This is a genomic window from Streptomyces monashensis (assembly GCF_001866665.1).
Lineage (GTDB): Bacteria > Actinomycetota > Actinomycetes > Streptomycetales > Streptomycetaceae > Streptomyces > Streptomyces monashensis.
In genome coordinates, this window is the sequence record NZ_MLYO01000041.1 from 170,168 (window position 1) to 184,564 (window position 14,397).

Consider the following 14,397-nt stretch of genomic DNA (forward strand, 5'->3'; position numbering starts at 1 on the left):
CAGTATTCCCGTGACCCGAACACGCAGGATCCGCACGAGCCGCGGGAGGCGCCCATGCCTGGTCGACAGAGCCGTCGATCCGTGCTCGCCGCGATCACCGCGCTGCCGCTGACGGGCGCACTGAGCGCGTGCAGTGGGAACGACAGCGCGGCCGTCCGATCCGGGAGCCGCAGCAGGTCCGGCAGGAAAGGCACGACCACCATCACCTTCTGGTCCGCCCTGCGCGGCAGTCAGCAGGTGGTGGACGCGTTCAACAAGACGCACGACGACATCCAGGTCGACTTCGAGCAGATCCCCTCCGGCACGCAGGGCGGGTATCTGAAGCTGAGCAACGCGGCACGCGCGGGCAACGCGCCCGACGTCGCCACCATCGAGTACCCCCAGCTGCCGGGCTTCGCGATCGACGGCGTCGCCCGCGACATCACCTCGCTGGTCGGTGCCGGCCTGCGGGCGAAACTGCTGCCGCAGTCGCTGGGCCAGACGACCTTCGGGAAGCGCACGTACAGCGTGCCGCTCGACGTCGAGCCCATGGTGCTGCACTACCGCAAGGACCTGTTCGACCGGTTCGGCCTCGATGTCCCCACGACCTGGGACGAGTTCGCCGACCTGGCCCGCACGGTGCGCCGCACGGGCGGCGGCCGCAGGATCGCCGTCTTCCCCACCGACGGCATGTCGCAGATGGCCGGCTGGTGCTGGCAGGCCGGGGCGCAGTGGTTCGACATCTCCCAGGGCGCCTGGAACGTGTCCATGGCGGACGCGCCGACCCGGAAGGTGGCCGGGTACTGGCAGCGGCTCATCGACGAGGACCTCGTCCACTGCAACTCCACCACCTCCCGCCTCTACGACGCACAGATCGGCAACGGCCTGGTCCTGACCCGGCTCAGCGGCGCCTGGGACGCGGGCGCGCAGATGAAGGGGCATCCGGAGCAGACGGGCCGGTGGCGCGTCGCGCCGCTGCCGCAGTGGACACCGGACCAGCCGGCGCTCGGCACGCACGGCGGCTCGACGTTCGCCGTCACCAAGGACAGCCGGCACCCCGAGGCAGCCATGGCGTTCATCGAGTGGCAGGTCGCGCACCCCGACGCCCTCAAGGCCCGGTTGTCCAGCGGCGCGAGCAGCCAGTACCCGGCCGCGACCGGGCTCGTGTCCGTGGGGCGTGCCGCGTTCGACCGCGCCTACTACGGCGGTCAGGACATCTACCGGCTGTTCGAGGAGGAGGCTCACAAGATCCGCGACGGATGGGTGTGGGGCCCGCGCATGACGGCCACCGGCTACGTCATGCAGGACGCGTTCGCCCGGGCGGGAGCCGGATCCGGCACGATCCTGTCCGCCATGCGCGCCGCACAGGACGGCACGATGCCCGATCTCAAGGCGCTGGGCCTCGCCACCACCCAGCACTCGACGTGACCGCTCGCACCCCGAGAGGCAGGTGACCCCATGACCGAGACCGGCCGCGTCACGACGGCGCGGACCGCACCCGCACAGACGGCGTATGTCTCCCGGCGCACGGCACAGCGTGCGGCGAAGCGCCGCCCGGGCGGCGCCGCGGGCGTCCTGATGACGCCGTTCCTCATCCTTCTCACCCTCGTCTTCCTGCTCCCGGTCGGCACGGCGGTGTGGCTGAGCTTCTTCAGCGACGACCATCCGGGCCTCGGCTTCGGCCCGGCGCGCACCGTGTTCGTGGGCCTGCGCTCGTACTCCGCCGTGCTCACCGACCCGACGTTCCTGTCCGGGCTCGGCACGGTCGGCGTCTACTGCCTGGTCTACATCCCGCTGATGGTGATCGGCTCCCTGGCGCTCGCCCTGCTGCTCGACTCCGGCGTCGTCCGGCTGCGCGCCTGGGCCCAGTTGGGCCTGTTCCTGCCGCACGCGGTGCCTGGCATCATCGCCGCCCTGATCTGGCTGTACCTGTACACGCCCGGCATCAGCCCCGTCATCGAGGTGCTCGGCAAGGCCGACATCACGGTGGACTTCCTCGGCCTGCACACCACGCTGCCGTCGATCGTGAACATCGCGCTGTGGAGCAACGTCGGCTACAACATGGTCGTCTTCTACGCGGCCCTCCAGGCGGTGCCCCGTGAAGTACTGGAGGCGTCCGTGGTCGACGGCGCGGGACCGGTGCGCACCGCGCTCCAGGTCAAGGCGCCGCTCGTACGCTCCTCGATCGTCATGGTCGCGATGTTCACGCTGATCTGGGCACTGCAGCTGTTCACCGAGCCGATGCTGCTCCACCAGTCCTCGCAGATGATCAACACCCGGTTCTCGCCCAGCATGTACATCTACGACGCCGCCTTCAGCCGCAACAACTACTCGCTCGCGGCCGCCGCCTCGGTGATCCTGCTGGTCATCACCATCGCCGTCTCCTACGGGGTCACCCGCTGGACCAACCGCGTCGACTCGGCCGAGGAGAACGTCCGATGACCGCCACAGACTCCGCCCTGACACGCCCGCGGACGCTGGGCCGGGCGACCGTCAACGTCGTCGTCGCGATCTCCGTCCTGTACACCGTGCTGCCGGTGGTGTGGCTGCTGCTCGCCGCGACGAAGTCCCGCGACGCCCTGTTCAGCAGCAGTATCCTGTCGTTCCGCGACTTCTCCCTCGTCCGCAACGTCAAGGACCTGTTCGCCATGGACGGCGGACTGTACGGGCGCTGGTACGGCAACAGCCTGCTGCACGCCGTCCTCGGCGCGGCGCTCGGCGCGCTGATCAGCGTCGCCTGCGGGTACGCCTTCGACAAGTATCACTTCCGGCACAAGGAGAAGCTCTTCGGCCTCGTGCTGGCGGCCGTCATGGTGCCGCAGACGGTGCTCGCGCTGCCGCTGTACCTCATCGCGTCCGAGACAGGTGTCGTGAACACCTTCTGGTCGGTGTTCATCCCGGTCCTGTTCAACCCGTTCGGTGTGTATCTGGGCCGTATCTTCGCCCAGGGCTATGTGCCCGACGAGATCCTGGAGGCCGCGCGGGTCGACGGCGCCGGCGAGCTGACGACCTACGTGCGTGTGTCGCTGCGCATGCTGGGCCCCGGCCTGGTCACGGTCTTCCTCTTCCAGCTGACGGCCATCTGGAACAATTTCTTCCTGCCGATGGTGATGCTGTCCGACCAGAACCTGTATCCCGTGAGCCTGGGGCTGTACCAGTGGAACAGCCAGGCGTCCGTCTCGCCCGAGTACTACCCGGTGGTGATCATGGGCTCGCTCCTCGCCGTCCTCCCGCTCATCGTCGCGTTCGCCCTCCTCCAGCGCTTCTGGCGGTCCGGCCTGACGGCGGGAGCGGTCAAGTGACCAAGCCCCGCGCGGCGTTGGCCATGTCACCCGGGGCGGCCGCCGCCGTCTTCACCCCGCGGTCGCTGGCCGCGCTCGGGGCCGTGTGCGACCTGGCGCCGCCGCCGGTCCTCGACGACCTCACGACCGTACGGGCGAAGGACGTCCTCGGCGATGTCGCGGTGCTCGTCACCGGCTGGGGATGTCCGAGCCTCGACGCGGACGTCCTCGCGGCGGCGCCCCGGCTCGCGTGTGTGGTGCACGCGGCCGGTTCGGTGCGCGGGCACATCACCGACGCCTGCTGGGAACGGGGCATCGAGGTGTCCTCGGCGGCCGCGGCTAACGCGCTGCCCGTCGCCGAGTACACGCTCGCCATGATCCTGCTGCACGGCAAACACGTACTGGAGCGCGCCCGCGACTTCCGGCGGACGCGTGAGCGGGCCGACTGGCTGAGCACCCCGCACGAGGTCGGCAACTACCGCCGCACGGTGGGCATCCTCTCCGCCTCCCTCATCGGCCGACGCGTCATCGAACTGCTGCGCCCCTTCGACCACGAGGTGCTGCTGCACGACCCGTACGTCACCGAGGCCGAGGCCGCCGAACTGGGCGTTCGGCGGGTGGGGCTGCCCGAACTCTTCGCCCGCAGCGACCTGTTGAGCGTCCACACCCCGCTGCTGGCCGCCACCCGCGGACTCGTCAGCCGTGAACTGCTGGCCGCGATGCGGCCGGGCGCCGTGCTGATCAACACCTCGCGCGGCGCCGTCGTCGACCAGGACGCGCTCACCGACGTGGTGCGCGCGGGCCGCGTCCGGGCCGTGCTCGATGTGACGGACCCCGAGGTCCTGCCCGCCGACCACCCGCTGTGGGACTGCCCGAACGCCCTGATCACGCCCCACCTCGCCGGCTCCCAGGGCAACGAGTGGGAGCGGCTCGCCGACACCGCCGTCGCCGAGGTGGCCCGATGGGCCGCGGGCGACGGCTTCGCTCACCCCGTCCGACGCGAAAGGCTGGCCTTCCTCGCATGAGCACCCCGTTCGAACTCCCGCCGGACGACCGGGAATCGAGCCCGTACACCGGCTACACCCGTGCGCACTGGGAGGCCGTCGCTGACGGGCTGCTCGGCGCCGCATGGCGCTGGGCGACCCCCGGCGGCGCCCTCCTCGACCTGCCGGGCCGCCCCTCCGGGTCGGGTGTCCGCTCGGACGGCCTGGAGGGCTATGCCCGTACGTTCCTGGCGGCCGGTTTCCGGGTCGCGGGCGCCGGCGGCAAGGACCCGCACGGCTGGCTGGAGCGGTACGCGACCGGCCTCGCGTCCGGCACCCGCACCCCCGGCCGGAACGACACCGAGTCATGGCCGCTGATCCTCGACCACCATGTGCAGGGCCAGCCGATGGTCGAGTCGGCGTCGGTGGCGCTCGGCCTGTCACTGACCCGGCCCTGGCTGTGGGACCGGCTCGACGGCGACGTACAGGACCGGGCCGAGACATGGCTGCGCGGCGCCGTGACACACACCCCCGCGCCGAACAACTGGTACCTCTTCCCCTTCATGGTGGCGTCGTTCCTGGAGTCCGCGGGCCGCGGCGACGCGGCGACGGCGCGGGTCAGGGAGCGGGCGCTCGACCTGATGGAGACGTGGTACCGGGGCGACGGCTGGTACGCGGACGGTGACGGGCGGGCCTTCGACCACTACAACGGGTGGGCGCTGCACCTGTATCCGCTGCTCCACGCGCATCTGACGGGTGACACGGCGCTGTCGCAGCGGTTCGGACCGCGGCTGCGCGAGCACCTGGAGGGCTTCTCGCTCCTCTTCGGCGCGGACGGGGCGCCGATCCACTTCGGGCGTTCGCTGACCTACCGGTTCGCGGCGTCGGCGGCGGTCGGCGTGGGTGCCGTCACCGGCCACACCCCGCTGCCCCCGGGCACGTCCCGCCGCCTGATCAGCGCAAACCTGCGCTACTTCCTCGACCGGGGCGCGGTCACCGACGAAGGGCTCCTCAGCCTCGGCTGGCACGGCCCGCACACCGCTACGCTGCAGTCCTATTCCGGCCCCGCGTCGCCGTACTGGGCGTCGAAGGCCTTCGTGGCGCTGCTCGCGGCGCAGGACGACCCGCTGTGGACGGCGACCGAGGAGCCGGCCCCGAGCGACGGCCCCGACCGCGTGCTCGCGCTGCCCGCCCCCGGACTGCTCGTCCAGTCGACCCGGGCCGACGGCATCGTGCGCCTGCACAACCACGGCAGCGACCACGTCCGCCCGCACGAGGGTGAATCCGCCGCGCAGGACGACCCGTTGTACGGCCGTCAGGCGTACTCGACGCACACCGGCCCCACGGCGCGGGCCAACGTCGCCGACAACCATCTGTCCGTGGAGGTCGGCGGCGTGCCGAGCGTGCGGCGGCGCATCCATCCGCTGGGCGCGGGGCAGGGCGACGGTTGGGGCTGGGCGGCGTCCTGGCACCGGCCGGTGTTCCTCTCCGGACCGCCGATGGTGCCGGGCCTGCGGGTCGAGAGTGTGGTCGTCGCGCGCGGCCGCCACGAACTGCGCATCCACCGGGTGACCGGGGCGCCCCACGGCGCGCGGGTCACCCTCACCGGGTGGGCCACGCGGGCGCTCCGCTCGGAGCTGACGGGGGTGCACGGCTGGGACGAGGCCGACCAGGTACGCGCGCCCGAGGGCACGGCCTACGAGCCGTGGGTGTGGATGCCCCGGCTCTCGGCGGAGGTCCGGGGCACGGCGGTGCTCGTCGCGCTGGCAGCCCTGGGAGTCGAGGCCGACTGCGACACACCGCCGCTCGCCGCCGCCGTGGCCGAAGTGTCCCGGAGGGACGGCGAGTTGCGTGTGCACTGGGCAGACGGTCCGCAGACCGTCGTGACCTTCGAGCCGCTGCGCGTGCGGACGGTGTAGGCCACGCGGACTCGACCGCGCCCGCACCGCCGCGGAGCTGCGGGGGTGTCACCCGGGGAGTTCGAACCGGTCCGCGATCTCCTCGATGAGCGGCAGGTGTTCCTCCCACGTCGTGCTTCCCATGCCGAGGACGAAGGCGGCGTTCCCGCGCACGGCGAAGTACTCCCGCGTGCGGTGGAGGACCGCCCCCTCGCCGGTACGGCGGTTGACGAAGTCCAGTGCCACCCCCGGATGCCCGCCGAACCGGACCCGGGTCCGGCTGAAGTCGTCGTAGCCGTGGGCTTCGAGCCTCTCCTGCGCCTTGTCGGCGACGCCCGCCGCGGTCAGGCCCCGGGCGGGCACCTTGAACACGATCAGGTTCCGGCCCGGGCCGCCGGTGGCCCGCAGGATCTCCGGCCCGTTGGCCGGTACGGGGGGCAGTGCCTCCCAGTCCGCGGGTACGTGCAGAATCGCCCCGTAGGGGATGATGTCGATGGCCTTCCAGGCGGTGTCGCCGGCTTCGGACATGTGCGGGCCTCCCAGGATCCGGTGGTACAGGTTCGCCGGTGTTGATACCGGGTGCCGGTACCGGTGCGAACTTCGCGTTCGGACACGGTCCCGGTATCCACACACGGGCAGACCGGCACCGACCCAGGAGAGCACCGCGGTGAGCAGCCACCAGGCCGAACCCGAGACCGTCCGACGAGACGCCCTCGTCATGGAGCACGGCCGTCTCGTCGAACGCGAGGCCGCCCGTTACCGCACCTGGCGCCTCGACCGGGCGGACCTGCGGCAGGCGGGCATCCTCGGGCTGCTGATCGCCGCGGCCCGCTACGACCCCGAGCGCGGCGTGCCCTTCGCCGCGTACGCGCACACCTGGGTGCGCAAGGAGATCCAGCGCGCCATCGCCCACCAGGAGTTTCCCGCCGTCCTGCCCGCCGACCTCGTCGGCCGCACGGTCGCGTTGCGCCGCGCCCTCGACGAGCACACCGACAGCCTGAACCTGGTGGCGGCCGCCCTCGGCATCTCACCGGACACCGTCGCCGCGCTCCACCGCCAGCTCGGCACCGTGCCCACCGAGGACGACGAGGAACTGACCGCTCCCGGCTACCCCCTCACCGATCCCGAACACGCCGCCGTCGCCCAGGACTTCATCGGCGCCGTCCGCTCGGCCCTGGCCCGCATGGACCCTCGCCAGGCCGACGCCCTGATCCTGCGCTACGGCCTCGACGACCGGCCACCACGCTCGTACCGCCGGATCGGCCGTCACCTCGGCGTCTCCGACCACACCGCCCGTGCCCTCGTCGAACGGGCCCAGTCCGGCCTGCGCCTCCTCCTCACCTGAGACCGCACGCGGTCGCCCTCAACGCGCGGTCAGTCTCCACAGGTGATCGGCCGTGCCGTTGTCGGACCACTGGAGGACCTGGGCGCCGGATGCCGTGCTCATCCGGTCCACGCCCAGCAGAAGGCCGCTGTTGTAGTTGGCGATCTTGTAGGCGCCGTCGCGGGCCGGCACGACCTGCCAGAGGTGGTCGGCGGTGCCGCTGTCGCCCCAGATCAGCGCTGTGCCGCCGGCGCTGGTGCTCATGTTCTGGATGCCGAGGGTCAGGCCGGTCTTCTGGTTGACGATCTTGTAGAGGCCGGAACCGGCCGCCACCAGGCTCCAGTTCTGGTCCGTCCCCGTGGTGGCGGTGGCCTGGACGACCGAAGTGCCTTGAGCGGTACCGCCGTTGAGTGTGTCCAGGGCGAGACCGCTGTTCTCGTTGGTGATCTGGTAGCGGCCCGCCAGCGACGTGGAGGTACCGCTGGGGGTGATCACCAGGTGGTAGCCGTCGGACGCGTTCATCGCCACGGGAACGGTGACGGAGCCGCCGGAGACGGTGTAGTCGGCGTCGGAGACGGTGATCGGACCGGGGGAGGCGGTCGTACGGCCGGTGCTGGGTGTGTACTCCAGCTTCACATGCACGGTGCCGCCGAAGGCGGACAGCGAGGACAGGCCGTTGACGGTCACCGCGCAGGAGCCGGTGCAGCCGCCGGTGACGACGCTGATCCGGTCGCGTGAGCCGTTGAGGGAGGCGACGCCGTCGATGCCGGTCTGTGCCGGGGGTGTGGTGGGCAGCATGGTCCCGGTCATGTCGCCGTACCACTTGTACATCCAGTACGAGCCGTTGGGTGAGCCGCCGGTGTCGGTGAGGGTGTCGCCGAGCGTGCCGTAGTGGTTCCAGAAGGCGAGTTCGGCGTCGTGTACGCCGGCCCGTTCGAACTTGGCGACATAGCCGATGAGGGCGCCCGGGATCCCCACCTCGGAGGGCTCGCCGTACTCCTCGACGGCAACCGGCCGCGGGCTGATGCCGAGGCCGGCCTCCAGGGCGCGGTAGGCGGCGACATGGGCGGCGATGTCCTTGCTGCCCTGGAGTTCGTGCCAGGAGATGACGTCGGGGACGGTGCCCGAGGCCTTGGCGGCGGTCAGGAAGGCACTCATCCAGGACCGGTTCCAGGCCGAGTGGCTCGGGCCCTGGATCGGCGTCCTGGTGTCCTTGGCACGGACCTCCTTGTAGGTGCGGGCCCAACCGTCCTCGAAGGACCCGGCGCCGGCGGTGTCCCAGGTCCAGTCGGGCTCGTTCCACAGCTCGTACGCGGCGATGTTGTCCGCGCCCGAGGACTTCACCGAGGCGACCTGCCGGTCGACCGCCGACAGCCAGTCGTTCCAGCTCACCCACTTGTAGGGGAAGTCGGGGTACCAGTCCGGCATCCGTATGACGACCTTGGCGCCGGCACGGGCCGCCTTCGGCGCGACCGCGAGGGCGTCACCCGCGGGTCTGGGCTCGCCGTTGGGCAGTTGCGAGCCGCCCGGCGCCATCTGCACGAACGTGTTCGGCCTGAGCGGGGTGACGCGACTGTCTGCGGGTGTGCCGGTGTCGGCGAGCCCGTAGAGACTGCCGCTCGCGACGTGGGTCACCGGGCGGAGCGTCTGGTTCGCGCTGACCACCAGGGTGGTGGCGGAGGTGGGGGCCGCCTGGGCCGGGGCGCCCGCGGCGAGGGTGGCGGTGGCGGCCAGGGCACTGACGCTCAGGAGCGCGGTGAGGGGTCTTGTACGGCTCATGGACGGGCTCTCCTTCACGGGGAGGGGGCGGGGGTTCAGTCCTTGACCGCGCCCGCGGTGACACCCGCGGCCACATAGCGCTGTGCGAGGACGAGCAGGACCGCGGCGGGGACGGAGGCGACGACGGCCGTGGCCATGATCGCGTTCCATTCCTGGTTGTTGTTGCCGATGTACTTGTAGATACCGAGGGTGATGGGCCGCAGATCGCCGCCGCCGTCGAGGGTGTTGGCGAACACGAAGTCGGACCAGGCCCACAGGAAGCCGAAGAGCGAGACGGTGACGAGCGCGTTGCGGCTCACCGGCAGCACGATCGACCAGAACGTGCGGAAGGTGCCCGCGCCGTCGATGCGGGAGGCGGCGATCAGCTCGCCGGGAATGCCCGACATGAACGCCGTGAAGATCATGACGCCGAAGGGCACGGCGATGGTGGAGTCCGCGACGACCAGGCCCCACCAGGTGTTCAGCAGGCCGAGGTCGAGGAAGATGCCGTAGAAGCCCATGGCCATGACGATGCCGGGGATCATCTGGGCGATGAGCAGGGCCAGTCCGAGAGCTCCGCCGCCGCGCGGACGCAGTCTCGCCAGGCAGTAGCCGGCGGGCGCGGCGATCAGGAGGGTGAGGACGACCGTGCCGAGGCCGATGACCAGGCTGGTGCCCAGGTAGGGCAACTGGTCGTCCAGGACCGACCGGTAGCCCTCGAAGGTGGGGTGCAGCGGGAACAGGTCGGGCGGGTTCCTGCGCATGTCCTGCTGCGGGGTGAGGGACACGTTCAGCATCCAGTAGACCGGGAACAGCATCAGCGCGGTGAGCAGGAGGCCGACGATCGTGTGGCGGCGGCCCCTGGCACGGGTGTTCACGCTTCCAGCCTCCTCTGGACACGGATGTGGAGCAGCCCGAAGGCCAGGGCGATGAGGATGAGCAGGTTGCCGACGGCCGCACCCGGGCCGAACTTCGGCAGCAGCGTGCCGAATCCGAGCTGGTACGACCAGGTCGCCAGGGTGGAGGAGGAGTCGCCGGGACCCCCCTTCGTCATGATCCAGATCAGGTCGAACACCTTCAGCGTGTAGACCAGACCGAGGAGCAGGGTGATCGCGGAGACCGGGCGCAGCAGCGGGAAGGTGATCCGGCGGAACACCTGCCAGGTGTTCGCCCCGTCCAGGGCCGCCGCCTCGTACAGCTCGGCGGGGATGTTCTGGAGCCCGCTGTAGAGGATGACCAGGTTGAACGGAATCCCGATCCAGATGTTGGCGATGATCACCGAGGTCAGCGCCCAGTCCGGCGAGGTGAGCCAGCCGACCGGGTCGACTCCGAAGAAGTGCAGGAAGTAGTTGACCACACCCGACTCGCTGTTGAACATCCACGACCAGGTGGACGCGGACACGATCAGCGGCAGCAGCCAGGGTATGAGGAACAGGGCCCGCAGCACGCCCGAGAGCCGGAAATGCCGGTTGAAGAAGACCGCGAGGCCGAGCCCGATGACGTACTGGAACGCGATGGACACGAACGTGAAGACCATCGTGTGCCGCAGCGCCGGGGCGAATGTCGGGTCGTCGAGGACCTTCCGGACGTTGTCCCAGCCGGAGAACGGCGCGTCGCCCGCGACGAAGGAACGGACGGTGTAGTCGCGCAGGCTCAGGTCGAGGTTGCGGTAGAGGGGGTAGACGTAGAAGGCGGCGAGGTAGGCGATCAGCGGGGCGACGAAGGCGAGTGCGGTCAGCCGGCTGCGGCGCCTCAGCCTGCGCTGCGGCGACAGCCGGCCGGCGCCGCTCGCCTGCACCGGTGCCGGTGTCCGCCGCCGTGGTCGGTCGGCGCGGGCGATGGTCATGGGGCGGCCTGTCATCGCGGCGCCCTCAGTTCTTCCCCGCGCCCGCCTGGGCGGTGTCCAGGGCTGCCTGCGGGCTCTTGCCGCCGGAGAGGGCCGACTGCACGGCGGTCCACAACGGCTGTGAGATGGTCGGGTACTTGGTGCCCAGCCCGCCGCTCGTGCGGCCGCGCGCGGCGGCCACCGCGGCCACCCACGGCTTCAGCTTCGGGTTCTGTTTCACCTGCGCGGCCTGCACCGCCGCCGTGGGCGCCACATACATCAGCGTGGTGTCCGTCGGCAGCAGACTGGCATCACTGGTCAGACACTCCACGATCTTCTTGCTGACGTCGTAGCGGGAGGTGTCCTTCTGTACGGGGACGGTGACGAACTCGCCACCGGTCGGCACGGGCGCCGAACCGCCCTCTCGCGCCGGGATGTTGAGGATCCCGTGGTCGAACCCGGCCTTCTCCGCGTTGCCGAGCTGCCAGGTGCCGTTCTCACCGAACGCGTACGTGCCGGTGGCGAACTCCTGCCAGCTGGTGGTCTGCGTGTTCTGGATGACGTCCTTGGGCGCGTACCCGGCGTCCACCCACTGCTTCCACAGCGACAGGGCGGCCACGCCCCGCGCCGAGTTCAGCTTGGTGAGGTCGCCGCCCGCGCCCCAGAACCAGGGCAGGAACTGGAAGCTGCCCTCCTCGGTGCTGATCGCCGAGAACGTGATTCCCTTCTTTCCGGCCGCCTTGACCTTCTTCAGGGCGGCGGTCAGGGAGTTCCAGTCCTTGATCGAGGCCGGGGTGACGCCCGCGGCGGACAGGATCTTCTTGTTGTAGTAGAGGGCGAGCGTGTTGGCGCCGATGGGCACGCCGTACGCGGAGCCGTCGATGGTGCCCGCGCCGATGATGTTCTTCTGGACCGACGTCGTGTCCAGGCCGAGATCGCCGGTCTTGTTGAGGATGCCCGCTTCCACGAGCGTCGAGACGACCGGGTTGTCGACCAGCATCACGTCCGGTGCGTTGCCCTGCTGGGCGGCCAGCAGCGCCTTGTTGCCGAGGTCGGTGGTGTCGTACGCGGTGCGCGCGACCTTCACCCCGGCCCTCGTCCCGCAGCCGGCGACGCGCTTGCCCCACGGGGAGGAGGCGTCGAACTGCGGATACGGGTCCCAGAAGGTGTACGTGCCCGAGGACGCGTGGCCGGCGCCCGAGGAGCCGGAGCCGGCACCGCAGGCGGTGAGGGAGACGAGTGCGCCGACGGCGGTGAGCGCGGCGAGGAGAGTGCGGTAGGTGGGTGTCACGGGGCTGACCTCGATGTTCGTAGGGCGAGGGAGTCAGGAGGTGGGCAGCCAGACGCGCATGCTGCCGTCCTCGCGGTTGGCCCAGGCGTAGTAGGGCACGGCGGTCAGTTCGAGCGGCTCGCCCTCGCCCGGGCTCTCAGCGGCCGCGGCGGTCCCGGTGGTCCCGGTGGAGGAAGAGCCCGGAGCGTTCAACGGGCTGTACGGGGTGTACGGCCACCAGTCCGCGTCCGGAATCCGGCGCCGGCGGCCCGCGGCCACGACCGTGGTGATGCCACCGAGCTGGTCCGGGCGCTGCTTCACGGCGAGGGGGCGGGTGGGGTCGAGGACGATGTCGTCGAGGCCGCCGCCGGGGTGGTCCGCCTGCTCCAGGCAGTAGACGAGGGGGCCGCGCTCGATGGCCACGCAGCCGCGTACGGCGTCCACGCGCGGGTCGGCGGCGGTCAGGCGGGGGTCGAGGGCGAGCTCCAGGACCACCTGGTCGCCGGGAGCCCATACGCGGCGCAGGCGCAGCCAGCCGTCGGTGACCGGGGCGTCCGTCCGGTCGTAGGAGTCGTCGCCGCAGCGCACACGGAACTCGCGGCACCAGTGCGGGATGCGCAGGGACAGGGTCCGGGAGCGGTCCTCCGGGGCGTCCTCGACGGTGAGGGCGATCGTGCCGTTCCAGGGGTAGTCCGTGCGCGCGCTGATGGTGATGCCGTCGCCGGTGTAGGTACCGGTGACGTACTGGTGGATCTGGAGGCCGTCGTCGTCGGTGCTGGTCAGGTAGTGCTCCAGGGAGGCCAGCAGGCGCATGACGTTGGGCGGGCAGCAGGCGCAGCGGAACCAGCGGGTGCGGCGGGCTGACTGGTCCCCGCCGGGGTCGGTGTGGCCGTCGCGGACCTGGAGGGGGTTGACGTAGAGCCAGCGCTCGCCGTCGAGCGAGACTCCGGCCAGGAAGCCGTTGTACAAGGTGCGTTCGATCAGGTCGCCGTAGCGGGCCTCGCCGGTGAGCAGGGCCATGCGCCAGCTCCACTGGACGCAGGCGATGGCGGCGCAGGTCTCGCAGTAGGCGCGTTCGTTGGGCAGTTCGTACGGGTCGCCGAAGTCCTCCTGGTCGTGGTGGGCGCCGAGGCCGCCGGTGAGGTGGGTCTTGGTGGTGGTCATCGCGTGCCACAACCGTTCGGTGGCGGCTCGGAGCCTGGACTCTCCGGTCTCGGTGGCGAGATCGGTGGCGGCGGCGAGCAGGTACAACTGACGTACGGCGTGGCCCTCGACGGTGGTCGCCTCCCGGAGCGGGACGCGGTCCTGGCAGTAGGCGTCGTGTCCGAGGAGGCCGTGGCCGTGGCGGTCCACGAAATAGGCGGCGAGGTCGAGGTAGCGGCGTTCGCCGGTCTCGCGGTACAGCTCGGCGAGGGCGGTCTCGATCTCGGGGTGGCCGTCGATGCCGTCGAGGGGCCTGCCGCTGCCGGGCGGTCCGAAGACGGCGTCGATGTGGTCGGCGAACCGTACGGCGACGTCCAGGAGGTCGGGGTGTCCGGTGGCCCGGTGGTGGGCGACGGCGGCCTGGATGAGATGTCCCGCGCAGTACAACTCATGGCCCCAGCGCAGGTCCTGGTACCGCTCACCGTCCTTGACCAGCTGGAACCAGGTGTTGAGGTAGCCGTCGGGCTGCTGGGCCGCGGCGACGAGGGCGATGATGCGGTCCACGTCGGCGGCTAGCGCGTCGTCGGGGGCCTGGGCCAGCTGCCAGGCGGCCGCCTCCAGCCACTTGTACACGTCTGTGTCGACGAAGGGGTACGCCCCCTGGAACGTGCCCTCGGTGCTGCCCGCCGCCAGCCGCAGGTTGTGCAGGTTCCCGGCGGCTTCCAGCAGGCCGGGACCCTGCGGGAGGGAGGTGCGGGCGTTGGTCTCGCGCCGGTCGTGCCAGAAGCCGGCGTCGATGGCGGCGGGCGCGGGGCGCAGGGCGAGGTGCGCGTCGGGACGGGGGCGGACCGGACCCGCGGCACCGGCGGGGGAGGGCGGGACGGAAGGGGTGCGGGGCATGGCTCTCCGAGAGGAAACGGGGGCGGACCAGGAGAA

12 protein-coding genes are annotated in these 14,397 nt (G+C 71.0%); 6 read left to right on the forward strand and 6 right to left on the reverse strand.

Going from position 1 to position 14,397, the window contains the following annotated elements:
• Positions 1–54: 54 nt before the first annotated feature.
• Genes BIV23_RS25340 through BIV23_RS25360 form a run of 5 tightly spaced genes read left to right on the forward strand, consistent with a single transcriptional unit; the run spans position 55 to position 6,162 of the window.
• The gene (locus BIV23_RS25340; RefSeq protein WP_071383249.1) at positions 55–1,407 is read left to right on the forward strand and encodes an ABC transporter substrate-binding protein; all 1,353 of its coding nucleotides are present in this window, start codon (positions 55–57) and stop codon (positions 1,405–1,407) included.
• 30 nt (positions 1,408–1,437) lie between these two features.
• Positions 1,438–2,421 (forward strand): carbohydrate ABC transporter permease, encoded by a 984-nt coding sequence (locus tag BIV23_RS25345; RefSeq protein ID WP_071383250.1) that lies wholly within the window; start codon positions 1,438–1,440, stop codon positions 2,419–2,421.
• Positions 2,418–3,281, forward strand: coding sequence for a carbohydrate ABC transporter permease (locus tag BIV23_RS25350; RefSeq protein ID WP_071383251.1), 864 nt, complete (start codon positions 2,418–2,420; stop codon positions 3,279–3,281). The genes BIV23_RS25345 and BIV23_RS25350 overlap by 4 nt, the downstream gene beginning before the upstream one ends.
• Before the next feature lie 23 nt (positions 3,282–3,304).
• Positions 3,305–4,285, forward strand: coding sequence for a hydroxyacid dehydrogenase (locus tag BIV23_RS25355; protein WP_071383334.1), 981 nt, complete (start codon positions 3,305–3,307; stop codon positions 4,283–4,285).
• Positions 4,282–6,162: a DUF2264 domain-containing protein gene (locus tag BIV23_RS25360; RefSeq protein ID WP_071383252.1), complete on the forward strand. Its 1,881-nt coding sequence runs from the start codon at positions 4,282–4,284 to the stop codon at positions 6,160–6,162. The genes BIV23_RS25355 and BIV23_RS25360 overlap by 4 nt, the downstream gene beginning before the upstream one ends.
• Positions 6,163–6,210: 48 nt before the next feature.
• On the opposite strand, the gene BIV23_RS25365 is transcribed toward BIV23_RS25360, so the two are convergent.
• Positions 6,211–6,669 carry a hypothetical protein gene (locus tag BIV23_RS25365; RefSeq protein ID WP_071383253.1) on the reverse strand — a complete coding sequence of 153 codons (459 nt, stop codon included), beginning with the start codon at positions 6,667–6,669 and terminating at the stop codon, positions 6,211–6,213.
• Positions 6,670–6,808: 139 nt separating this feature from the next.
• On the opposite strand from BIV23_RS25365, the gene BIV23_RS25370 reads away from it, so the two are divergent.
• Positions 6,809–7,486 carry a sigma-70 family RNA polymerase sigma factor gene (locus BIV23_RS25370; protein ID WP_071383254.1) on the forward strand — a complete coding sequence of 226 codons (678 nt, stop codon included), beginning with the start codon at positions 6,809–6,811 and terminating at the stop codon, positions 7,484–7,486.
• Positions 7,487–7,504: 18 nt separating this feature from the next.
• On the opposite strand, the gene BIV23_RS25375 is transcribed toward BIV23_RS25370, so the two are convergent.
• From BIV23_RS25375 to BIV23_RS25395, 5 genes are read right to left on the reverse strand one after another with little or no spacing between them, the layout of a single operon-like run.
• The gene (locus tag BIV23_RS25375; RefSeq protein WP_071383255.1) at positions 7,505–9,244 is read right to left on the reverse strand and encodes an RICIN domain-containing protein; all 1,740 of its coding nucleotides are present in this window, start codon (positions 9,242–9,244) and stop codon (positions 7,505–7,507) included.
• Between the two features lie 35 nt (positions 9,245–9,279).
• Entirely contained in the window at positions 9,280–10,041 is a 762-nt protein-coding gene (locus BIV23_RS25380) for a carbohydrate ABC transporter permease (RefSeq protein WP_071383335.1), read from the reverse strand.
• A gap of 56 nt (positions 10,042–10,097) precedes the next feature.
• On the reverse strand, positions 10,098–11,069 hold the full coding sequence (locus BIV23_RS25385) for a carbohydrate ABC transporter permease (protein ID WP_071383256.1): 972 nt from the start codon (positions 11,067–11,069) through the stop codon (positions 10,098–10,100).
• Between the two features lie 25 nt (positions 11,070–11,094).
• Complete coding sequence (locus BIV23_RS25390) at positions 11,095–12,339, reverse strand: sugar ABC transporter substrate-binding protein (protein WP_071383257.1); 1,245 nt, start codon at positions 12,337–12,339, stop codon at positions 11,095–11,097.
• Between the two features lie 33 nt (positions 12,340–12,372).
• Positions 12,373–14,361 carry a glycoside hydrolase family 127 protein gene (locus BIV23_RS25395; RefSeq protein ID WP_071383258.1) on the reverse strand — a complete coding sequence of 663 codons (1,989 nt, stop codon included), beginning with the start codon at positions 14,359–14,361 and terminating at the stop codon, positions 12,373–12,375.
• Positions 14,362–14,397: the final 36 nt, after the last annotated feature.